This window comes from Marinoscillum pacificum (assembly GCF_024714495.1).
In the GTDB taxonomy this organism is placed as follows: Bacteria; Bacteroidota; Bacteroidia; order Cytophagales; family Cyclobacteriaceae; genus Marinoscillum; species Marinoscillum pacificum.
This window is the reverse complement of sequence record NZ_JAMZMJ010000003.1, coordinates 32,160-55,394: the sequence shown is the minus strand read 5'-3', so window position 1 is coordinate 55,394 and position 23,235 is coordinate 32,160. Positions and strand designations below refer to the sequence as shown.

14 protein-coding genes are annotated in these 23,235 nt (G+C 41.4%); 6 read left to right on the top strand and 8 right to left on the bottom strand.

Annotated features, from left to right (window positions below; genetic code table 11):
• Window positions 1-4: 4 nt before the first annotated feature.
• From NXS00_RS09520 to NXS00_RS09500, 5 genes are all read right to left on the bottom strand, one after another.
• Entirely contained in the window at window positions 5-802 is a 798-nt protein-coding gene (locus tag NXS00_RS09520) for an SDR family oxidoreductase (protein ID WP_258098949.1), read from the bottom strand.
• Window positions 803-901: 99 nt separating this feature from the next.
• Complete coding sequence (locus tag NXS00_RS09515; protein WP_258098948.1) at window positions 902-1,957, bottom strand: glycoside hydrolase family 43 protein; 1,056 nt, start codon at window positions 1,955-1,957, stop codon at window positions 902-904.
• 2 nt (window positions 1,958-1,959) lie between these two features.
• Window positions 1,960-3,411, bottom strand: coding sequence for an MFS transporter (locus NXS00_RS09510; protein WP_258098947.1), 1,452 nt, complete (start codon window positions 3,409-3,411; stop codon window positions 1,960-1,962).
• Between the two features lie 11 nt (window positions 3,412-3,422).
• The gene (locus tag NXS00_RS09505; protein WP_258098946.1) at window positions 3,423-4,568 is read right to left on the bottom strand and encodes an endo-1,4-beta-xylanase; all 1,146 of its coding nucleotides are present in this window, start codon (window positions 4,566-4,568) and stop codon (window positions 3,423-3,425) included.
• Between the two features lie 16 nt (window positions 4,569-4,584).
• On the bottom strand, window positions 4,585-5,859 hold the full coding sequence (locus tag NXS00_RS09500; protein WP_258098945.1) for an endo-1,4-beta-xylanase: 1,275 nt from the start codon (window positions 5,857-5,859) through the stop codon (window positions 4,585-4,587).
• 398 nt (window positions 5,860-6,257) lie between these two features.
• Here NXS00_RS09500 and NXS00_RS09495 point away from each other — a divergent pair, with 398 nt between their 5' ends.
• Entirely contained in the window at window positions 6,258-8,402 is a 2,145-nt protein-coding gene (locus NXS00_RS09495; protein ID WP_308708860.1) for an alpha-glucuronidase family glycosyl hydrolase, read from the top strand.
• Window positions 8,403-8,414: 12 nt separating this feature from the next.
• Window positions 8,415-9,587 (top strand): mannonate dehydratase, encoded by a 1,173-nt coding sequence (uxuA, locus tag NXS00_RS09490; protein ID WP_258098943.1) that lies wholly within the window; start codon window positions 8,415-8,417, stop codon window positions 9,585-9,587.
• Between the two features lie 48 nt (window positions 9,588-9,635).
• Here uxuA and NXS00_RS09485 read toward each other — a convergent pair whose 3' ends face one another.
• Genes NXS00_RS09485 through NXS00_RS09475 form a run of 3 tightly spaced genes read right to left on the bottom strand, consistent with a single transcriptional unit; the run spans window position 9,636 to window position 15,263 of the window.
• Window positions 9,636-11,261 carry a family 43 glycosylhydrolase gene (locus tag NXS00_RS09485; protein ID WP_258098942.1) on the bottom strand — a complete coding sequence of 542 codons (1,626 nt, stop codon included), beginning with the start codon at window positions 11,259-11,261 and terminating at the stop codon, window positions 9,636-9,638.
• Window positions 11,262-11,283: 22 nt separating this feature from the next.
• Window positions 11,284-12,576, bottom strand: coding sequence for a glucuronyl esterase domain-containing protein (locus NXS00_RS09480; protein ID WP_258098941.1), 1,293 nt, complete (start codon window positions 12,574-12,576; stop codon window positions 11,284-11,286).
• 8 nt (window positions 12,577-12,584) lie between these two features.
• Window positions 12,585-15,263 carry a sialate O-acetylesterase gene (locus tag NXS00_RS09475; protein WP_258098940.1) on the bottom strand — a complete coding sequence of 893 codons (2,679 nt, stop codon included), beginning with the start codon at window positions 15,261-15,263 and terminating at the stop codon, window positions 12,585-12,587.
• Window positions 15,264-15,329: 66 nt separating this feature from the next.
• Here NXS00_RS09475 and NXS00_RS09470 point away from each other — a divergent pair, with 66 nt between their 5' ends.
• From NXS00_RS09470 to NXS00_RS09455, 4 genes are all read left to right on the top strand, one after another.
• A complete protein-coding gene (locus NXS00_RS09470; RefSeq protein WP_258098939.1) occupies window positions 15,330-16,640 on the top strand; it encodes a glycoside hydrolase in 1,311 nt (436 codons plus the stop codon).
• A gap of 191 nt (window positions 16,641-16,831) precedes the next feature.
• Complete coding sequence (locus NXS00_RS09465; protein WP_258098937.1) at window positions 16,832-17,986, top strand: IPT/TIG domain-containing protein; 1,155 nt, start codon at window positions 16,832-16,834, stop codon at window positions 17,984-17,986.
• Window positions 17,987-18,085: 99 nt separating this feature from the next.
• The gene (locus NXS00_RS09460) at window positions 18,086-21,172 is read left to right on the top strand and encodes a SusC/RagA family TonB-linked outer membrane protein (RefSeq protein WP_258098936.1); all 3,087 of its coding nucleotides are present in this window, start codon (window positions 18,086-18,088) and stop codon (window positions 21,170-21,172) included.
• Between the two features lie 13 nt (window positions 21,173-21,185).
• Complete coding sequence (locus tag NXS00_RS09455; protein ID WP_258098935.1) at window positions 21,186-23,039, top strand: RagB/SusD family nutrient uptake outer membrane protein; 1,854 nt, start codon at window positions 21,186-21,188, stop codon at window positions 23,037-23,039.
• Window positions 23,040-23,235: the final 196 nt, after the last annotated feature.

The following is a 23,235-nucleotide window of genomic DNA, read 5'->3' as shown; positions in this document are numbered from 1 at the left end:
CAGTTTATACCCCACTAAATGCACTGAAACCACCATCTATTGGAAGAACAACACCGGTGATGAAAGTGGCTTCATTTCCGCATAGGAACTTTACAGCCCCGTTCAATTCATCTATACTTCCAAATCGACCCATTGGGGTTTTATTAATCACCTTTTCACTTCTGGAAGTGAGACTTCCATCAGGATTGAGCAACAGTTTTCTGTTTTGGTTTCCAATAAAAAATCCAGGTGCAATCGCATTGACACGCACTTTATCTCCATAATTTCTAGCCAATTCACAAGCCATCCATTGTGTCAGTGAGTTCACACCCGATTTGGCTATAGAATAACCCATGACCCGTGTAATGGCACTGTATGTAGCCATAGACGAAATATTGATAATAGATCCTCCATTTTCATTTTTAGCAATCATTTCACCAAAAACCAGTGAAGGATAAATGGTCCCATGAAGGTTTAGTTGTATTGCTTTATCAATCAGGCCACTATCAATATCAAACACCGTTTGGTCTTCTCTCTGCGTTGCACCTTCTACGTTTCCACCTGCTACATTGAGCAACACATCTACCCGACCAAACTCCTTAATTACCTGATCTTTAATACCAGTGATGCTTTCTTGATTAAGAACATCACCAATGAAACTTTTTGCATTCGGTAACTCTTTCAGTAAATCGTTGAGAGCGTCCTCATTGCGATCTATCAACACCACTTGAGCTTCCAGCTCATAAAAACATCTCGCCATGCTACTGCCCAAAACACCAGCTCCACCGGTCACAACTACTACCTTATCTTTATAAAAATTCATTATTTTCAAATTTGTTATCGTGTAATAAATTACAATAATTCTCCTTAATCAATCGATTGATTTGCGCGAATAAAAAAATATCAATCGGTCAAGAATTATTTAAATCAATTTATCAGAATCAAATCCCGGATAAGGATCAATCATTCTGATAGTTCCATCCTCTTCATACTCCAATTCAGTTACCTTGATGCATCGTAAATGCGTCTTCCCTTCAGAGAGTATCGAATCATGATAAAACAGATACCACTTATTTTTAATCTCACAAATGGAATGATGGGTGGTCCACCCCACTACCGGCCCAAGAATCTGTCCTCTGTAAGTAAATGGACCGTATGGACTATCACCAGTAGCATAACATAGAAAATGTGTATCTCCTGTAGAATAAGACAAATAATACTTCCCCTTATACTTATGCATCCAGGCTCCTTCAAAAAACCTTCGTTCATTATCACCAGCTAATAGAGGCTCACCATTTTCATCAAGAATCAGAGCATTAACAGGAGTCTCATCAAACTCCAGCATATCCTCTTTCAGTTTAGCTACCATCGCTGTTAAGGCTGGCTCATGATCTTCAGGCAAATGAGCCGTTGGACTTTCCGCCTGCTCAGAATTATAAAATCCGTTTCTCCAACGTTGAAGCTGACCGCCCCATAGTCCGCCAAAGTACAGATAGTAACTTCCGTCATCGTCTTTAAATACTGCAGGATCTATCGAAAAACTCTCTTTAATTGCCTCAGGTTGTGCCACAAAAGGCCCTGTTGGGTGATCACTCACGGCCACTCCAATTCTAAAAATGCCCTCATGATCTTTAGCTGGAAAATATAGATAGTATTTACCATCCTTTTCATGCGCATCAGGAGCCCACATTTGTTTTGCAGCCCATTTCACATTATCCACATCCAGCGCAACACCATGATCCGTCACATCTCCATCCACAGAATCCATAGAAAAGACATGGTAATCCCTCATTTTAAAGTGACTTCCCAAATCATCAAATGCCTCCCCTCCATCAATATCATGACTCGGATATATGTAAATCTTGCCATTGAAATAATGCGCAGAGGGATCTGCAGTATATATATGAGTTACCAAGGGCTGAGAAATTGCCTTAGTATTTAATTCTTCAAAATCTATATGATCAAATTCATCCGCCATAATTAAACTCTTTTAAGTTTTAAATCAGCCTCAATTTTGGATTCCATTTTCTTATTGATCTCATAGAAGAATAGTAATCCTATACATAAGAAAAATGGAATTGATGGATATATACTTACCAGCAGTCGAGTCCCTTCAACCGCCGTTTCGGGCTGTCCAACAAATGATTCAGTAATATCCTCTTTTGGTATGTATTGATAAACACCCAGAATCCAGGCAACTAAAGCTCCTCCTACACTAAGTCCTCCCTTCAAACCAATCATCATGGCTGAAAAAATGATCGCTGTTGCTCTTCGGTTGTTCTTCCATTCAGAAAAATCAGCCACATCCGCAATCATTGCCCATAGTAATGGAATGGTGATTCCGTAAAAAAATCCGTGTAGAATCTGCGAACCGAAAATCAGGACAATTGAATCTGGAGAAAAGAACACGAAAAACAGAATAAACAATGTAGACACAAAAAGTGCTGCCATGAACACGTCTCTCTTGCCGTATTTATCCGCTAGTGTTTTGGAAAGAGTTATCCCCACAATCATGAAGATAATTCCTCCAGCATTGAAAATTCCAAAACCAGCCGATATAGGATCATCACTGAAAAAATTCATCCCGATTGATCCGAGAAAGCCTAAAACAGGGCTTAAGAAATCTGCCAAAGCAGTCTTGTCTACATAGTTCTCAAAATAATACACATAAGAACCACCTTTCATGGCTAGTGTGACAAATACCAGAAAAGTAGACGTAAGCATGATCAGCCAGGGTTTGTTTTTCATTAAATCCTTCAAATCCTCCATCACGCTAGATTCCTGCTCTCTTTTAGGAACGATTCGCTCTTTGGTAGTGAAAAAGGTGATCAACAACATCACTGTACCGATGATTGCCAGATAAGTCATCACAATCTCAATTCCGGCAGATTTATCACCATTGCCTGCGCTGAGGATCAATGGATACATGAAGACTTGCACAAAAAACTGAGCAAACATTACTGCCACAAACCGGTAAGAAGACACACTATTTCGCTCACCCATGTCACCGGTGATTACACCACTCAGAGCAGAATAAGGAAGATTATTGGCTGCATAGAGCAACAAAAGCAAGGTATAAGTGGCAGCTGCATAGATCAACTTGCCTTTGTATGAGAAATCTGGAGTACTAAAAGCCAACAAAGCTATGACACCAAGAGGTACTGCTGTCCACAATATCCATGGACGAAATTTCCCCCATCTGGACCGGGTTCTGTCGGCTATTGCTCCCACAATAGGGTTAAAAGCGAAAGCTGCGATCAATCCCACTGTTAGTATAATGGCTGAGGAGTCACCTGTCTTCAGACCATAAATATCGGTATAAAAGTAAGCCAGGTAGGTTACCAGTGTTTGGAAAACAAGATTAGCTGCCAGGTCACCTAAACTGTAACCAACCTTCTCTATGACAGAGAGTTTTCCGGATTCGTTGCTCATTTTTTTACTTGTTAGTGTGTTTCCGATTTTAAGGTCATGATCTTATCATATGCCAACTTCGGGTCAAGATTTCTATCAAATACCAAACAGTAATTGGTGCGGCCTCTAGCAGGCCAGTCATTCTTCCATGAATGCCCATCATGTACTCCCCAGAAAGTAACCCTATCAATTTTATCTTTGTGTTTTAAGAATAATTTGAAGAGCTCTTCATATCGCTGAGCATGTGCTTGATTGACTGAATCTGGCAAACCATCAGCATATGGATTTGCCTCCGCATTGTTCTCAAAACTGTCAGAAATGTTGGCTCCTTCTATTCGATATGGGTTTGGCAAAACATCAATATCCAATTCCGTTATCGCCACTTTAAATCCTGCATCGTGGATTTTTAGAATACTTTGTTCTATCAAGTCAATAGAAGGTCTGTCTATCCCCCAATGTCCTTGCATTCCAATCCCATCAATTCGAAGACCCTTATCACGAACCTTAGTCGCTATCTCAACTGCTCCATCAACCTTAGACTGTACATTCATACTGTAATCATTGTAGTACAGCTCTGCATTTGGATCGGCTTTGGCGGCATATTCAAAAGCTTTAAAAATGAACTCCTCACCAGCTATTTGATAGTATTTGGAATTTCGGTAAGAACCGTCATTATTTAAGGCTTCATTAACCACATCCCAACCAAGAATCTTTCCTTTGTACCGTCCAGCAACGTTATTGATGTGGTGTTCCATCCTTGCAAATAAGGTGGCAGTATCGATCAGGTTGCCAAGAGAATCTTCAAACAGCCAATCCGGCGTCTGACTATGCCAGGCAAGGGTATGTCCAAATACCTTTTGATTATTCCTGCTTGCCAGTTCAATTAGACTGTCCGGCAAACCAAAATTGAACGTATAAGGCTCTGGATGAATGCGCTCCCACTTCATCATGTTCTCAGGTGTAACTACACTGAATTGAGCTGCAATTAATGCTTGTTCCTTCTCACTTGAAGCGATCAATTGACTGTACCCCAGTGCTGTTCCGATGAGAAAATCATCAGCATATGCTTCTCTCAAGCTTTGAGGTGTTTCATCTTCGTGTTGCCCCTGATCAGATTGACAGGACCACATCAATGCTCCAAGGAATACCGTAACTATGTAGGTCTTTATCATTTTCATGAGATATGCTTAAAAGCTATTTAATGATCAAACGTTTTATGAATACATCATCTTGCTCCGACTGTAATCGTAGGAGGTAAACTCCTGATGAAAGTGACTTATCCAACACAATTGTTTGTGAACCGCTATTCACAGAACCCTGTGTATATACTTGTTGACCAAATAAATTCAATAGATCTAGTCGAATAAAAGATTGATCGGTGATCAACTCAAATGAATGGGTAGTAATTGGGTTTGGATATACTTTAATTTGAGATTTGTTTGCTGCCGACAATACTGTTCCAAACTCAAAGACAGTTTTATTCTCAACATACGATCTAAGCCATTCCAAAGCAGGTCTTTCACTACCATTACTTCGTACTAAATATGCTGCTTCATCATTCCTCCAAAGGCCTGGTCTCCACCCCCACAAGGTCGCTCCAATGACGGATGGATGTTCCCAAAAAACTGGAAATATGCGTTGGTACTCTTCTAGCTGCAGTTGATCATCATTACTAGCATTGGTACCCCCATCTATATCCATTTCGGTGGCAATAATTGGCAATCCTGTAGCAGCCAATGCATCCAGGTTTGATTTGATTACCTCCTCATCTCCAGTTGTCGAAAATGCATGTGCTTGCACTCCGATAGCATCAATCAAGTTCTGTTCTTGTAGCAGTTCAATGATTCTTAGATATCGTGTAGTCTCACTTGTACTTCCTACTATGTTGTAATCATTGATCATTAACTGGGCATTCGGAAATTTCTCCCTTGACAATCTAAATGCTTCCAGGATCCAATCCCAACCAGTAACTCCACCACCGCCAAGAGCCTTACTATAATTACCCGATGTTAGGCCTGAAGGTGGTGCATGAAGTGGTTCATTGACCACCTCCAAATAATCAATTTCTGGATAACGCTCTGCTACGGCATCCATCCACTCATTGATCTCCTCCAACTGCTCTTCATTGCTTAGCGTAGCAATCCAACCCGGCTGCTGAGAACCCCAAAAAAGCACATGAAATCTAAAAGGAAAACCATTGTCTTTCGCTAAAGCATAGGCCGCGTCCAATTGCCCCCAGTTAAACACATCTCTGGTACCTTCCACACTACCCCACTTGCCGGCATTCTCGGGAGTCACCTGATTCCAATATTCAGTGAAATCTGTCACCTGTGCACTGCTGTAAATATTTCCTAACCATTTAGGCTTTCCCTGAGCAATAGGGCTTTGTCCAAAAGTGATGGACCAGCATAGACTGAGTATCATCAAAAGGCCAATCCTATATCGTAAGAGTTGTATCGATTTCATCATTCTTATCAGACATTAATGAGTTTTGCAAATGGAATGAAATCGAAAGCATTCTGTTGATTTGTTCCAGTTGAGCAATGTTCCCATCTGTAAACTGGATTTACAATTTGCCTAATTGCAATAGCAACCTTCAATGACATCAAGAATTTATTGCTCTGACAATTGCCATTCAGCAACACTAATGAATTCATTTTTAGAGATTTTGATAATTCTTCAAAAAACAAAGCCAGTCCTAAGCAGACATTGAACGTCACCTTATTTTTTAATGGAATTAAAGCGAATCTCTTAAAGAATTTCGATTTCATGAGCGGAAAATTACGACACAATAGAAACTTAAACAATCGATTGTGTAAATATTATATAAATACTAAACTTGCACTACAACAATTGATGATTCCCCAATGATGAAAGTCCTATATACCTTCTTATTTTCCTCCATTCTACTCAACACCTTACATTCACAAACAGGCTATGACTTATGGCTCGGTTACGATCAATTGGAAAATGGTGCAGCAATAACTTCTTATCAATCTTCCATTCAATCGTATTTCATAGCTGAAGCTTCTGATACGCGTAATATTATTACAACCGAATTGGACAATGCACTTCCCAAGCTGCTCAATCAGGACATCCAGCAAGTATATGATCAAAAAAATGCTGATGTGGTTATCCTACCTGCATCGAAACTCTCACCTGACCTTAAAAAAGCCATCGAAACAGCCAGTCTTAAACAGGAAGGTTTTGTTATCCAAAAGGTCAATAAACAAATTGTGATCACAAGCCCTTCCTCCTCCGGACTACTTTATGGGACTTTTCAATTCATCCGTTTGCTACAGACCTCCTCTTCTATAGACGATCTCAAAATCACCAGCAATCCTGCGATAGATGTGCGCATACTTAACCATTGGGACAATCTGGATCGGTCATCTGAAAGAGGTTATGCAGGGTTTTCCATCTGGGACTGGCACCGACTCCCTGGGTATTTGCCCGCCAGATACCGTGACTATGCCAGAGCCAATGCATCCATCGGAATCAATGGAACGGTTTTAACGAACGTAAACTCCAATGCACTTATCTTAACCAAACCTTATATCGAAAAGACCAAGGCACTAGCCGACCTGTTTCGTCCTTACGGGATCAAAGTTTACCTAACAGCACGATTTAGTGCTCCCATAGAAATTGGAGGACTAAAAACAGCAGATCCTCTCAATGAAGAAGTGCAAAAATGGTGGAATGACAAAGCAGCAGAAGTTTACAAAATCATTCCGGACTTTGGTGGATTCCTGGTAAAAGCTAACTCTGAAGGTCAACCAGGCCCTCAAAACTATGGCCGATCGCATGTAGATGGCGCCAATATGTTGGCCAAAGCCGTGAAACCACATGGTGGTATAGTCATGTGGCGTGCATTTGTCTATAGTGAGGACGAGCCTGATGATCGCGCCAAGCAAGCGTACACCGAATTTAAGCCTTTGGACGGTCAATTTGAAGACAATGTGTTAGTGCAAGTAAAGAACGGACCTATCGATTTTCAACCAAGAGAACCGATTCATCCGTTGTTTGGGGCTATGCCGAAGACTCCACTGATGATGGAGTTTCAAATTACTCAAGAATACCTTGGACAAGCTACTCAGTTGGTTTATCTGGCTCCGATGTACAAGGAAGTACTAGACACGGACACCTATACAGAGGGAAAAGGCTCTACAGTTTCTAAAGTGGTTGACGGAAGTCTGCATGACTATAAAATGACTGGTATCGCTGGAGTAGCCAATATTGGTAATGACTTGAACTGGACCGGACATCCTATGGCTCAGTCCAACTGGTTTGCTTTTGGAAGGCTAAGCTGGGACCCACAGTTATCCTCAGAAAACATCGCTCAGGAATGGGTCAAATCTTCATATGGAAATGATGCGCAAGTTGTCTCAACTATCACAAAAATGCTCATGAGTTCATGGGAAGCGTCAATCAATTATATGACTCCACTTGGACTTCACCACCTCATGGGAACTGGTCACCATTATGGCCCTGCTCCGTGGGTAGACAATCTTTCGCGAGCAGACTGGACTCCATATTACTATCACAAATCAGATGCTAACGGAATTGGTTTTGATCGTACAAAAACAGGAAGCAACGCTGTAGCACAATACAGCGGCGAACTCAACAGAAAATATGGAAATCTAAAAAGTTGCCCTGAGAAATACATCTTATGGTTTCATCATGTTCCATGGGATTATGAAATGAAATCTGGAAGAACACTATGGAATGAGCTTGGATTCAAGTACCAATCCGGAATCAATTCGGTGAAAAACATGCAAAAAGACTGGCATTCCTTAAAGTCTAAAATCGATCCAGATCTATTTGCGGAAGTAGAGCAACTGCTAAACATTCAACTGGATGAAGCCAAGTGGTGGAAAAATGCTTCCATGCTATATTTCCAGACGTATTCTAAAAAGGACTGGCCTGCGATGCTGGAGCCTGCACCGAAAGATCTTGATCATTACAAAAAATTAACTTTTCCGTACGCACCAGGCATCAAACCAAGGTGGTAAATTGATTAAAATATGAAATTTAGAATGACCCAGACCATGCGTTGGTATGGTCCCAATGATGTGGTGAGCCTCTCTGACATCCGTCAGGCAGGATGCTCGGGTGTGGTGAGTGCCTTGCATCAGATACCAGTGGGCGAAGTATGGACAAGAGAAGCCATACAAGAGCGTAAACAAATGATAGAAGCTCATGGACTGGAGTGGAAAGTTGTGGAGAGTTTGCCGGTTCATGATGACATCAAGCGACAAACTGGAGACTATAAACGGTTCATTGAGAACTATAAGACTTCCATAGTTAATCTGGCAGCAGAGGGAATCAAGGTGATAACTTACAACTTCATGCCAGTGCTAGATTGGTTGAGGACACATCCAAATTTCACGTTACCAGATGGTTCTCGCACCTTGCGATTTGAGAAAGATGCTTTTGTAACATTTGATGTTTACTTACTGAAAAGACCTGGTGCAGAAAGCCATTACAGCCAAGAAGAACTTGTAGCTGCTACTACCTATTTCAACAAACTATCAGATGATGAACGCAAGAAATTGTTTGATGACATGATGTTGGGATTGCCAGGAAGTGATGAGAAATTTACTCCAGAGTTGGTGTTAAGCGAACTGGCAAAATATGCTCATATAGACACGCAATTATTGAAAAAACACCTATCTGATTTTCTCAATGAAATCATTCCTATTGCGGAGAAACATGGCATTTGCTTTGCAATTCATCCTGATGATCCTCCCGTTTCTGTTTTAGGATTACCGAGAATTGTCAGCACAGAGCAAGACCTTGAAGACATCATTTCCTTCATTGACTCACCTGCTAATGGCCTTTGCTTTTGCAGCGGCTCTCTAGGTGCCAGGAAGGATAATGAATTGCTAAAAATGCTACAACGCTTCGGTAATCAGGTACATTTTCTACACTTGAGAAATACCAAAATGGATGAATATGGTAATTTTCAAGAAGCCGAACATCTGAATGGTGATGCAGACATGCCAGCAATTGTGAAAGAAGTGCTCAATATCATGGATCGCAGACAGCTTTCTTTACCCATGAGACCGGATCACGGATTTCAAATGCTCGATGATTTAAATAAAACGACATATCCCGGATATTCAGCGATTGGCAGATTGAAGGCGTTGGCAGAGTTGAGAGGTCTGGAAGTAGGAATCCTTCACTCCATGAAATAGTTAACAATACCTCCATAGTTCTATCTGAATCATGGAGGTTTTTACGGACTATTCGATCCTCAATCGCTCAGTGTTCCATAGTCCATCCTGTCGCACAGATAGCATATAAATTCCATGCTGTAAAGAACTCACATTAATTGATTCTTCACCAGCTTTAACTCCCCGGAGCAAAACCTTTCCGCTAAGGTCACGAATGATCCACTCTACAGGTCTGGCATCATCACCAAAAATCAAATTGACATGATCTCTTGCAGGATTTGGGTAAACCGAAACTCCCTGTTTCAATGATGCTGAAAGTACCGTCGGTTTGGTATTGAAATACCAATAATCAATAGTAAACAGCGTCTCTGCATCTCCACCCCGAAAGATAAAATACAGATCATGAACACCTTCCACATTTTGGCTGATCTCAATGGTCTGCTCCTGCCATGTTTGAGCACTTCCTGTGGCCTCCACCTCTACCGTTCCAATAAGTGGTCCTGTTTCAGTATCAAGCCGCAATTCCAACGAAGACCCTTCATTGAGACCAGCAAAATAACCAGTAAAAGAACTGGTTATCTCCCCATCAAAATCCAAACCTCTCACTTTGATCCAATCACCATCACCTCCATTCGTTACTGCCATTCCTATATCATTAAAATATGCGGTTTCTATACCACTTTGATCATTCATGGTTTCTGCCTCTACTTTGGTGTAGGGATTCAAATACCCAACTTGTGAAACTCCATCCTCCGTGTTGACCATTTGCTGAATGGTGCCATCAGTATTGTACAATATTTCATCCAGGCAAATATTTCGGCGGTAATTCGGCGAGATTCCAGCTTCTCGAGCCACAATTCTGTTGTGATAGGCTTGATACCATTTACCTTGAAATTCAAAAACTGCATGATGGTTGTTGTTATTGTTTTCAGGTGGTTGCCCAGACATTACTCCCTGATAAGTGAATCCAGTAGTCGGATTATCACTAGTCATATAATCAATGCGCAGGCCTGTTTCGGGCAAAGTAGAATATGAAAAATAGTAAATACCGTTACGTTTGTGCATCCAGGCAGCTTCGAAAAATTTGGGCACGAAAAAGGTTGTAGCCTCACCTTTTGTACTGATCAGGTCCTCATTCAACTCGATAATCCGCATGTTATTCTCGCCATTACCACCAAAATACAGATAAGCCCTACCATCATCATCCACAAAAGTCATTGGATCAAAAATCCAGATATTATCGGCAGGCTGAACACCAGGGGTATCAGCATCAATAAGCGGCTTACCAATAGGATCTTGATAAGGCCCTGTAGGTCTATCCGACACGGCAACACCAATATTGCTCGCACCATTGGGGAAATAGAGATAAAACTTCCCATCACGTTCAACGGCAGAAGGCGCCCAACTGAGGTTGGCCCAAGAGGCATCTCTGGGAACCCGGAACACCTCTCCATGATCTGTCCAATTTTTCAAATCGCTACTGGACACACAGACAATAGAAGACATCCGGTAATCTCCATTACCAGTGGCACTATTGTCATTGTCATTGGAACAGAAAAGATACACTCGCCCATTGTAAACGAGCGATGCAGGATCAGCAAGGTATCTATGAGAAACGACCGGATAATCAGCCTTTAAATTTTGCGTCAATCCAATCAAAAATATTGACAAAATAAGTGCAATGAGTCTTTTCATTTTATAGATCATTATCCTTTTCTTATTTCAAATCTGGTATTCCCCAGTCGATCCATTCAGAGGTATTCGTTTCGAACGGAGAAATCGCAAATGAAGTATTGACTGATTCATCACCTAGCATAAACTTGTCGACAAAGGCTTCAACTTCCGGAAACTGATTGTTTGGCAATTGACAATGGCCATGTCCACCTACTATAGAATATCCAAATCGGTCAGCAATATCCATGGAAACCCATACCCGACGAGCAGCCTCACATGAAACATAGGCCGACTCATCGGCCAGCCATTCATAATCTGGATTACCTAAAATCAACACTGCACGTGGCGCTACCATAGCCACTAACTCGTGATGATCCATTGGAAGTTTGGAAGCATTGGCTCCCGAAAACTGTCGCATCGCTTCAATGAACCATGCATAATTGGTATTTCCTATCTTTTCCACATTGCCAAACGTCTCCGAAACGCGCCATGCTGCAGCTCCTCCTCCACCTGGTTCCTGAGCTATGGTTAAAGCAATTCGTTCATCCAATGCTCCTGCCCAAAGTGCCATTTTTCCTGCAAAGGAACATCCAGAAACACCCAAGTGCTCCAAATCGATTGGAAGGTCTTCTACTACTAATTCCAATCCATCAATGATTCTACTTACGCCCCAGGACCAGGCACTATAAGATCCAATGTACGTTAAATCTGGATAAAGTGCATTAATCGGCTCAGTACCCCTTTTCTGAGTGTGCTGCATCACCTGGCTAAAATTGAAAGTGATCATGGCTATATCTCTGGATGAAAAAATATCCGTTGGCAAACTTCCTGATGGCCCTCCCATTCCTATGATGGCAGGAAAAGGGCCATTACCACTAGGAAGGCTGATTTCTGAGGTCAGTGTTAAGGTGTTTCCATTGACAGTTACATCTACAGTTAAAATTCCATTGGCATATCTTGCATTAATATCCTCTGGACGTCCAGGTTTTACACCAACCTCATATTGTTCCAACTCGGCTTTGATCTCAGCTCTACGGCACTTCCACTCGTCATAGCTATTCACTATTCCGGATCCATCGGACCACTCAAATGGATTTGTCAAATTTTCTACAGATGCCAAATTACCGAAGGAAGGAAGAGGTGGCTCAGTACATTTGCTTCCTGTAAACTCGTCGCTAAAAACCAAAGGAATTTCAATAGATTCACGCAATTTCTCCTCTTGCTCAGGAGCAGGTTCGTTTTGACTTTTGCAACTCCAGGGAATAAATCCCAAAACAATTAAAATCAACAGCTGCATAAGGGGTTTTAGCAGCCCATCATTAGTAGGTTTAGACATAGTAGGTTCTATTTTTGATATGTTTTGATATGTTTTGAAGCTTCGAGAGTGGTAGTGATCCATAACTCTTCCTGATGTTCTTTCAGGTAGGTTAAAAAGCGATTGTGTTCTTCCAAATCCACATTACCGCTGTGACCTCCTCCTACTCCATGAAAAAGTATCACAACCAGACCGTTTTCAGTTTTAGCTTGTTCCACCCAGTCTATGAAATCATCAGCACCTTTGCCATCAGCCACAAAACAATTGAGGTTGTTCAGGTCCATTGTCCCTATCTTGTTGATTGCACCATCAACACCTCTTAGTGCTACAAACTCATCTTTTATGGCATTTACAAATGAGCCCTCCTTTGTCTGCGTATCTCCACAGGTGTAGGCAAAGGTTCGTTCGGTTTGACCATCAAGTGCTTGTAAAAAGACATTAGTCATCTTCACTTCTCTCACTATCTGCTCAGTTGTATATTGACTCAGATCATTGGCTGGAGATATCCAGTCTCTACCCTCTCCGTTGCATGGGTGATAGAGTGTATGATTCCCCAATTCATGTCCACTTTCTGCTGCTCGTTTCCAATCATTTAGTCGGGCTTGGCTACCAGGAGATGATGCTGTGAGGTAAAATGATCCTTTGAATCCTTTACGATCCAACTCAGGAATGACATTATCCAAATGAACTTCCAAAGCATCATCATAAGTGAGGACCACCGCAGCTTTTTTACCATTCCAAAGACCTTTTTCCTTCACTAGAAGTGACGCCTCAAAAGGAGAGGCTGGCAAACCATTTTTATTGAAGAAATTGGCATGAGCAGGGTTGTCCATCCACGCATAACGTACAAATTCCGGATCGTTGATTTCTTCACTCCAAACTATGACTTGATCTCCTTCTATTTCGGCCTCAGCCCACACAAACTCCTTGTCCGCTCCGGCAATTGCAAACCACCTAAGCGATTCTCCATCATCTGATACCAAGCCGTCTCCTATGTGATTAAATGAGAGATAAATCTTATTACCTTCCCTGGTAGCAGATTTATATAAAGGTCCTGAATAGACAAGATCTTGTTCTTCATAGACCATATTTCTGGCTGCTAAGGCTAAACGATCTCCAATGGGCTTTTTATTACCGGGATGAATGTCATTCCATTCCCCCAGATTGAGTGTAACTGCCATAGCGGTATTTGGCACTTCTAAAGCCTGAAACTGTGAAAAACGAAGTTCAGCCCAGCTACTTTCTTCTGGCAAGTAATTAACATCCATATAATTGGGTAACTGTGCATAGAATACAGGAAGCTCTGGGTCATTCCATTGCTTTCTCCAATCACTAATCAAGGCTTTCATCAGTTTGTCGTAAGCTTGACCTCTCCAGGTATTGCTTTCTCCCTGATACCATAGCACACCTTTAATTTTATATGGTGTAAAAGGTGCAATCATGCCATTAAAAAGCGCTGAAGGTTGGTTCTGAGCAGAAATTCCTCCAATGTAGCCTCCTTTTATTGGCTTGAATACATTACCAACCTTATACTGCCAATACCCTTTCAAATCAATAGTATCGGTGCCTGCAAATAATCGATAAGGTTTATCAGGAACAAAACCTCCCTTTCCTCCATTGTTGGTTACTTGAACAACGATCAGGTTCTTGCCTTCCTTAAGAATACCGTCTTTGATCTCGTACCTCCTTTGCGGATATTGATATCCAGTTCCTCCTATTCGTTCACCATTGATATAGACATTATCTGAATCGATGATTCTTCCCATATCAATTCTAGCTGGCTGGCCTACCATAGTCTGCGGAACCTCTATTTCTTTGCGGAACCAAACAGTACCATTCAAATCACGGACTCCCTGATCTTCCCAGTAACCTGGAATATTCATGCGATCCCATCCTTTAGGTTGATAATCCAACGAATACCATGGTATCTCAGCTACAAGTCCCTGATCTGCAGATGGTGGCGATGCTGATTTTCTAGCTTCGCTTACACGTTTTTTTATGTCATTTAAGTATGCTGTATCCTTATTCTGTTGGATAGTAGCTGTTAGATCTGGAAAATCTTTGAGCCCATCCTCACTGATCCATGCCTGTATGGGTGTACCACCAACGGCCGACTTAATGATTCCAATTGGCACTTGATATTGATCATATAGATGATTTGCAAAAAAATACCCTACCACTGTGAAATCCAGTACATTTTCCGGATTTGCCTCCTTCCATGAAGTATTCTTCAATTCATCCTCTGGACCAGACAAAACCGGATGGTCTGGAATAATAATCTGACGAATTTCGGGATTCGTAGCATTGTCTATTTCATACCGATATCGATCCTGGTGCCGACCAAGATTATGCACCATATTAGACTGACCTGAGCACAACCAAACATCTCCCAGTAGAATATTATTCAAGGTAATCCTTGAACCATCTCCTGTTAGCTCCATGGTATAAGGTCCTCCAGACTTTCCTGTCTCTAGCTGTAAACTCCATTTACCTCCTTTATCAGTAGAAGTCCGATGCTTTTTCCTCTGAAACTGTATGACAATCTCTTCTCCTGGATCAGCCCATCCCCAAATGGTAACGATGGACTCTCGTTGCAACACCATACCAGACTGAATTAACTGAGGCAACTTTATTTCTGATCTGGCAATAGTTGCCATCAAACAGAATAACACTATTAAAAGGGGTTTGTAATCTTTTGAAATCATCATAATTGAGTAAAATTCACAACATAACGCAATCGATTGTGTAAATTAGTAAATATAACAAACACATTCATGATGAATCATTTTAGAATTTTCCTAACACTTCCTTTCATCTTGTTACTTGCTTGTGGCGGAGGTGGAGACCCGAAACCTGATCCAGAAAATCCCACAACCCCAACCAGCATTCTCAACATCAATACCTCCAACACTTTCCAAAAGATAGCCGGATTTGGTGGTGCAGATGGAATTTTCACCCCTACGGCATATCTAAATGATACTGAAACAGAAATAGCTTTTGGAACAGGGGACGGACAATTAGGTCTCAGTATTTTCAGAGTAAAACTGCCATACGATCAAAACGATTGGCCACTAATTGCTAATCATGCCAATAATGCTCTTGCTCATGGCGATGTGAAAATCCTTGCATCTCCCTGGTCTCCGCCACCGGCATTAAAAAGTAATGGAAATGGAACCAGTGGCCACTTATTAAGAGAAAACTATTCAGCTTACGCAGACCATATCAACAGTTTTATCAATTTCATGTCCACTGAAGGTGTAAATGTCTACGCCATTTCTCCTCAGAATGAACCGGACTATGAAGTAAATTATGAATCATGTGATTGGTCCTCAACTGCTATGAGAGACTTCATTAAGGAACAAGGTGGCTCAAATATTAATGCCAAAATCGCAGCTCCAGAATGCTTTCAATTTGATCAGACTTATACCAGAGCACTACTTACTGATGATGATGCAGTCCAAAATTTTGATATAGTAGCCGGGCATATTTACGGCGGAGGATTAGAACCATTTCCTTTAGCAGAAGAAAAAGGGAAAGAAATCTGGATGACGGAGCACTTGTATAACCTAAACACTGGTCAAAGTGGGGCTATTCCCTGGGAACAACGAAGCGATGAAGACAAATGGGATGAAACCATGCAAATGCTTAGTGACATCCATGAAGCTATGACCTATAACTGGCACGCTTATATCTGGTGGTATACCAAGAGATATTATTCATTCCTGGGTGATGGAACAGAAGGGACTACCACTAATACAATCTTAAAAAGAGGATACGCCTATTCACACTATTCCAGATTCATCAGACCAGGGTATCAACGAGTTGAAACCCAATTCACATCACCAAGAGATTTGAAAGTAACTGCTTATCAGGGTGATGGAAAAACGATAATCGTTATTATCAATGATAGTACTACTCCTGTGTCAAATATCAGCCTCACATTAAATAATGAAACACCTAGTGCCATGAAATTGTACAAAACATCCTTAAACATTGACTGTGAAATGACTGAAATAACTCAGGAAAACGATCTTATCACATTTTCAATAAACAGCTCAAGTGTTTTAACACTTGTCATCGATTGATGCAATTGAATTATGTTATTCACATTTTTCAATCGTTTCCATTATTATTCATTCAATACACAAATCCTATTAATTAAATATTTTATGATTTTTTTACGCAATCGATTGTTTATATTATGTCTCGTAAATACTTTTGTTAGACACATTTAGTATCCTGAACTGTCAGTATCTAATAGAAAATAGACGTTAAAATGAAACAATTAATCAAAACTAAAATGATGCCTGTCCTGGCAGCGGTAGCGATTTTTTCGCTTTACAGCTGTGAAGATGATGGGAGCGACAAGCTAACCGGTTCTAATCCTGCTGGAAACGCTGTAGACGTGAGTAACCGAATTACAGGAGTTAGTCCTGAATCCGTAGGTGGCGGATCTACTATTACACTAACTGGCTCAAACCTCGGAGATGTAGAGCTTATCAGACTGGGTGAATCAACCTGGATTTCTGACTATGAGGCAACAGATAGCTCAATAGAATTAGTGGTGCCATCCTTTGCACCAATAGGGATGAATGATCTCAAACTCATCTTCCCCGGTAATGATCGAGCAGATGTAACATTTGAAGTAATCCCAAATCCATCTATCACTTATTACACTCCAAAAGCTGCGTCTGATGGACAAGAAGTTACTGTTCTTGGAAACAACCTTTCATTTGTATCAGCCATTTCAGTTGGAGGAACTGATGCAACAATCAACTCAGTTACGGATAGCCAATTATCCTTTACAATGCCGTCAGGTGCCTCTTCTGGAGCAATTGTCATGACAACATCTAGTGGCTCCACCATAGAAAGTGAGTCTGAAATTATCGCTTGTACAGCTGATGCAGGAAGTTACGAATGCTTAACTGTAGTCAATACTAACGGAAGCTTTGAAGAAAGTGCTTTAGGTGCAGCCGATGGAGTAAATGGATGGGGAGGCCTAAATGGCTCGCTGGCTACTGGAGAAATTACAGATAAAGATCCATATGATGGATTCAATTGTGTAAAAATTACTGTGAATGATATCGGTGCAAATCCTTGGAATATTCAGCCATTCACTTCATTTCCTGTAGATCCTACTGCTACTTATCGAGTAAGTATCATGGCAAAAGGTACCGGAATAGTAAGTGCTGACTTTGCAACTGATGAAGGTGGATCTCCTGGTTATGGAAGATATGATGGCCAAAGTCCTGGTGAAGTGGAAGTGCAATATGCAGATTGGACTGAGATCTCATGGGAAGTTAGCCCGTCATCTGAAGCAACAAGTAGTGGCGGAGATGAGAGCACCAGATTTGCAATCAGCTTAAGCTATGCTGACAACATAGGAGGAACCATTTATTTGGACAACCTAAGAGTCGTCAAAGTGAATTAATAAAGCTGGTGCTTTTTTTTACCCTATTTAAACAATCGATTGCTTAACCTGTACTACATCCGAGCCGATCAGGATCTAGTACTCAAACACAATAAATCTATGTACCAAATCTTACAAAACACACGCGAGATGGCCTTCATACGCCATTGCGGAAGTTGGCACAAGAGGTTACTTGCGTTATCTATGCTTGTATGCTTCTATTTGGCCATTCCAAACCAGTTGTACGCTCAGCAAACCGTATCTGGTACTGTAACAGATGATACAGGTGCTGAACTACCAGGAGTAACTGTTTTAATCAAAGGTTCCGCAAAAGGAACTACAACAGACATGTCTGGTAACTATTCTATAGAAGTGGAATCCGGACAGACTCTAAGCTATAGTTTTATAGGCTTCAAAACACAAGAAGTAAAAGTTGGTAACCAATCCAAAATAGACATTTCCTTATCCACAGATATCGAGCAGTTGTCTGAAGTGGTAGTTGTCGGTTATGGAACTCAAAAGAAAAGTGATGTTACAGGAGCAATTACCACTGTCAACGCCAAGGCTATCACAGAAGTACCTGCCCCTAATGTTACTCAGGCACTCCAAGGTCGCATTGCCGGTGTTCAGCTGCAGAGAACCAGTTCCAGACCTGGAGCTGAAATGAGAATCCGAATTAGAGGGAACAGATCTCTTGGAGGTAACTCTGCTAACGAGCCTTTGGTAGTATTGGATGGTATTCCTTATCTAGGTGGACTTAATAGTATCAACCAAGGAGACATTAAATCTATAAACATCTTGAAAGATGCCTCTTCTACTGCGATTTATGGTTCCAGAGGTGCTAATGGTGTAATTCTAATTACGACCAAAAGAGGTCGAGCAGGAGAATCGAATGTAAGCTATAATGGCTACCATGGTATTTCTCAACCACTTGGCAACTACGATGTATTCAATGGTGAAGAGTATGCTAAGTTCGTACAAGACGCTGGTCAGTATGAGTTAACAGCAGATGAACGTGAATCAATAGACTTGGCAAGATCAGTTGATTGGCAAGATTTGATGCTAAAGCAGGGTATAATCACAAATCATGAATTAAGTTTTACTGGTGGTACAGATAAGACTCAATTCCTTTTCTCCGGAAACTACTTCAAAGAAACCAATGCTTTACCTGGACAATCTTTCAATAGAAACTCTATGAGGTTGACATTGGATCATCAGGTGAATGATCGGATTAAATTAGGAATCAGCTCTCAGCTTTCATACAATGTTTCTTTAGGAGAAAGTCAAAACCCTTACTTCAATATCCTGACAATGAGTCCATTGTTCAAACCATACACTGAAGATGGAGAAGTAAACCGATTGCCTGCTATAGGCCACATTGATGACAACAGAGTAAACCCTCTCCTACTTTACAACTCGGATCTTTGGGTATCTGAGAGAAGACAAATGAGAGCTTTCAACAGTTTCTACGGTGAGGTGAAAATATTGGATGGTCTTAAATACAGAATCAACGTAGGACTTGATGGAAGCTTTACCAAAAGAGGTAATTTCACGAGTGCCATTCTGAGAAGCAACCAACCCAACACGGCCAATAGCTTAAACAACCACGGTTATAATTACACCATTGAAAACCTATTGGTTTATGACAAGGTAATTGCACAAAAGCATAGCTTAAACCTAACAGGTCTTTTCAGTGTACAAAAAGACAAATTCACTCAGGAGTCCTTCGGAACCAATAGCATCGTCAACGATCAATTACAGTTCTATGATTTCTCACAGTCAGGAACCACAGTAGCTGATAGCCCAACTTATTCAGAATGGGGTATCATCTCCTATATGGCCAGAGCGAACTATGCCTATGATAATCGCTACTTATTGACATTAACAGGACGAGTAGATGGATCGTCAAGACTAGCTAAAGGAAGTCAATACTTCGTATATCCTGCGGTTGCACTTGGTTGGAACATCAAAAATGAGTCTTTCATGGGCGGAGTAACACCAGTTTCAGAGCTTAAACTAAGAGCTGGATATGGACTTACATCCAACCAGGCGATTGCACCATATGCCTCTTTAGGTTCACTAGGTGAGAGACTATACAACATCGGACCTGATGGCGGTGTGATTGGCTATGAGGTGAGCAACCTTGCCAATAACAATTTATCGTGGGAGTTTACCAAAACGGCCAACATCGGAGTTGACTTTGGTTTCTTAACCAACCGGATCAAAGGTAGTATCGAAGTGTATCAACAAGACACTGAAGACATCCTTCAATCCCAGGATCTTCCAATCATGTCTGGTGTAGCTGGAAGCTATCGTGTGAATATTGGTCAAACAAGAAACAGAGGTATTGAGCTTGCAATGAATGCCCTTATTGTAGAGCCAAAATCTCCAGGGGATTTCAGTTTTGAAGTAGATGTAAACTTTACAAGTTGGCAAGAGGAAATCACTCAGCTAGTGGATACTTTAAAAAGAAATATCAGCAATGGGTGGTTTGTAGGTGAGCCAATGGATGTGATTTATGATTACCGAAAAATTGGTATCTGGCAATCCGATGAAGCTGATGAAGCAAGCACATTCGATGGTAGAGTACCTGGTGATATCAAAGTAGAAGATGTTAACGGGAATGGCATCAGAGATGATGAAGACCGTACAATCATCGGAAAATTAAACCCTGACTGGATTGGAGGAATCACTACACGTTTCGGATATAAAGGATTTGATTTGTCTGTAGTAGCATTTGCAAGAGTTGGTGGTATGACTATCAGTAGATTCCATCAAGGAAACGTAAGTTTCCCAATTGCTACGATGGAAGGAAGAAGAAACCAGGCAGATGTAGACTACTGGACTCCAGACAATCCTACAAACGCTTATCCAAGACCAGGACTTCAAAGCCCACAATACGGGTCTACGTTGGGTTATTTCAATGCGACATTCGCAAAAATCAGAAGCATCAACCTAGGCTATACCCTACCTCCTGTGGTATTGGATAAAGTAGGTCTTAAATCAGCCAGGGTATATGTTACAGCAAACAATCCTTTCAAAGCCTTCTTCTCTGACCTGGTTAAAGCTGGTGCTGTAGATCCAGAACCAAATGGAACAGGAAGTACTTCAACTTCAGGATTCGGTGATGGTAGCCAGCGTTTGGTAGTAACTCCAGATTCGCCAATAATGAAAAGTTTCATTTTCGGAATCAATGTTCAATTCTAAAATGTTTGACACAGTGAAAAAGTTATTAAAAATTAGTTGTGCATCATTAATGATGTTAGCGATACTCTCTGGATGTGAAGACATTCTGGAAGAGACACCAAGAGGAAGTCTAACTCCTGAAACGTTTGCTTCAGCGGACGGATTAAGAAATGGGCTAATTGCAGCTTACGCCCGGTTCCGGCCATATTATGGCTATGAAGCTGGTGCAATGATGGCAGTATTCTCTGATGAATACATGGAAGGACAACAAATTTCCGACACACCATTAGCCATTTATACTACACTAAACCCATCTAATGGTAGAATCACCTTTGCACATAACAATGCGTACCCCGCAATCAACACGTGTAATGGTATTATCCAAATAGGACCGGATGCCACAGGACTAACCACAGAAGAATTAGACCAGTTAATTGCTGAAGCTAAATTCTTAAGAGGCGCATGGTATTTCCTTTTGGCTCGCCAATACGGTGGAGCAACCATCGATTTGGGGTCTGGACCTTATGCATTCAATACCAATCCAACAAACGTTCTTACCAGAGCTACAGAAGAGGAAGTAATGGATGGAGTAATCGCTGATTTAAGGGCTGCAGCGACCAACTTACCAGATCAAAGACCTGACCTTACACAGAGAGGTAGAGTTTGGAAGGCATCTGCATTGCATTTGCTATCCAAGGCGTACCTATTCAGAGGGTATAGATCCTATGCAGGAGCGAATGATTATGACTCAGCACTCTACTTCGCGAATGACTTGATTACCAACAGAGGGACTTATGGTGTGGAACTAGAATCTAACTATGCTGATATCTGGGATGAAAGTAATGAATGGCCGTCTGAGGTCATGTGGACGATTGAATGGAACTTGCAGCAACAGTTTAACCCTGGAATTCAAAGTCCTGGAGGTTTTGAAGACAATATCAACAACTTCCTTTTCCGCGAATTCTACGTACAGGATGTACCAGGAATGGTAAGAGATGTAGAGAATGGTAGACCTTGGATTAGGTTCAGCCCTACTCCGTGGATGATTGATGTGGCCTTTGAAGACAAAGTGAATGACCAACGATACAATGGTTCATTCCAAACCGTGTGGTATGCTAATGATGAAGCGAGTATTCCCTCCTGGTCTCAAGCAGAAGCAGATGCTGGTTATGTAGACGCATCTCAAGTGGGACAACCTAAGTTTGCGGTAGGAGATACTGCTATGTGGCATGCTCCTTTATCGTTCCAGAACTCATTTGCATCTGATGCGGACAGACGTGCCTGGGTAAATAGCAAAGGATATGTGGTCTATTTCCCTACGGCAAATAGCCCAACTGCGTTGGATGAACTTCCAAGAAACCAGCAAAACAAGCACTTCCCTAGTTTGAGTAAGTTTAACCGAGTGGCAAGACCAGAAGGATATGAGGAAGATCCTAACATTGCTTCTACTAGACCATTCTATGTACATCGTTTTGCGGAGACTTATCTCGTAGCGGCAGAAGCGGCAATTCAATTAGGCAGAAATAGCGAAGCTGTAGACTACATCAATGTGATCAGAAACAGAGCTGGAGCCCTTCCTATTTCGGTGGCAGACCTTACTGGAGCACATGGTGATGAGATAGACTTTATTCTTGATGAAAGAACTAGAGAACTAGCAGGTGAACATTTCAGATGGCTAGACTTGAAGCGCACTGGCAGATTACTTGAAAGAGTACACTATCAAGGCTCAAGTGCTGCTGCACAGTATAACCTTCAGTTTAATGGAGGTGCTCCTGCTGCAGGGTATACGCCTCCAGCTCCTCAGGAATTCCATTTATTAAGACCTATCCCACAAAGTGAAATAGATGCCACAGTGGGTGGTTACCCTCAAAACCCGGGGTACAATTAAGAGTACACATAATTCTCTTCATTTAGATAGAGGCCGCTACAAAGCAATTTGAGCGGCTTCTTTTTTTGCCTTACCTGGAATAGGTCTTATGGAGTAGGTTAAAATAACACCTACAAGCCTAGCGTTAAGGCTTATAATTAACCAAACGATCATTCCTATGAAAGTTAACTCAGCACCATAAATAAAAAAGCCCTGC

Excerpts from the sequence above, each read along its gene's own strand:
- NXS00_RS09520 (WP_258098949.1), bottom strand. The coding sequence starts at position 802 with ATGAATTTTTATAAAGATAAGGTAGTAGTTGTGACCGGTGGAGCTGGT.
- NXS00_RS09515 (WP_258098948.1), bottom strand. The coding sequence starts at position 1,957 with ATGGCGGATGAATTTGATCATATAGATTTTGAAGAATTAAATACTAAG.
- NXS00_RS09510 (WP_258098947.1), bottom strand. The coding sequence starts at position 3,411 with ATGAGCAACGAATCCGGAAAACTCTCTGTCATAGAGAAGGTTGGTTAC.
- NXS00_RS09505 (WP_258098946.1), bottom strand. The coding sequence starts at position 4,568 with ATGAAAATGATAAAGACCTACATAGTTACGGTATTCCTTGGAGCATTG.
- NXS00_RS09500 (WP_258098945.1), bottom strand. The coding sequence starts at position 5,859 with ATGATGAAATCGATACAACTCTTACGATATAGGATTGGCCTTTTGATG.
- NXS00_RS09495 (WP_308708860.1), top strand. The coding sequence starts at position 6,258 with ATGATGAAAGTCCTATATACCTTCTTATTTTCCTCCATTCTACTCAAC.
- uxuA (WP_258098943.1), top strand. The coding sequence starts at position 8,415 with ATGAAATTTAGAATGACCCAGACCATGCGTTGGTATGGTCCCAATGAT.
- NXS00_RS09485 (WP_258098942.1), bottom strand. The coding sequence starts at position 11,261 with ATGAAAAGACTCATTGCACTTATTTTGTCAATATTTTTGATTGGATTG.
- NXS00_RS09480 (WP_258098941.1), bottom strand. The coding sequence starts at position 12,576 with ATGTCTAAACCTACTAATGATGGGCTGCTAAAACCCCTTATGCAGCTG.
- NXS00_RS09475 (WP_258098940.1), bottom strand. The coding sequence starts at position 15,263 with ATGATGATTTCAAAAGATTACAAACCCCTTTTAATAGTGTTATTCTGT.
- NXS00_RS09470 (WP_258098939.1), top strand. The coding sequence starts at position 15,330 with ATGATGAATCATTTTAGAATTTTCCTAACACTTCCTTTCATCTTGTTA.
- NXS00_RS09465 (WP_258098937.1), top strand. The coding sequence starts at position 16,832 with ATGAAACAATTAATCAAAACTAAAATGATGCCTGTCCTGGCAGCGGTA.
- NXS00_RS09460 (WP_258098936.1), top strand. The coding sequence starts at position 18,086 with ATGTACCAAATCTTACAAAACACACGCGAGATGGCCTTCATACGCCAT.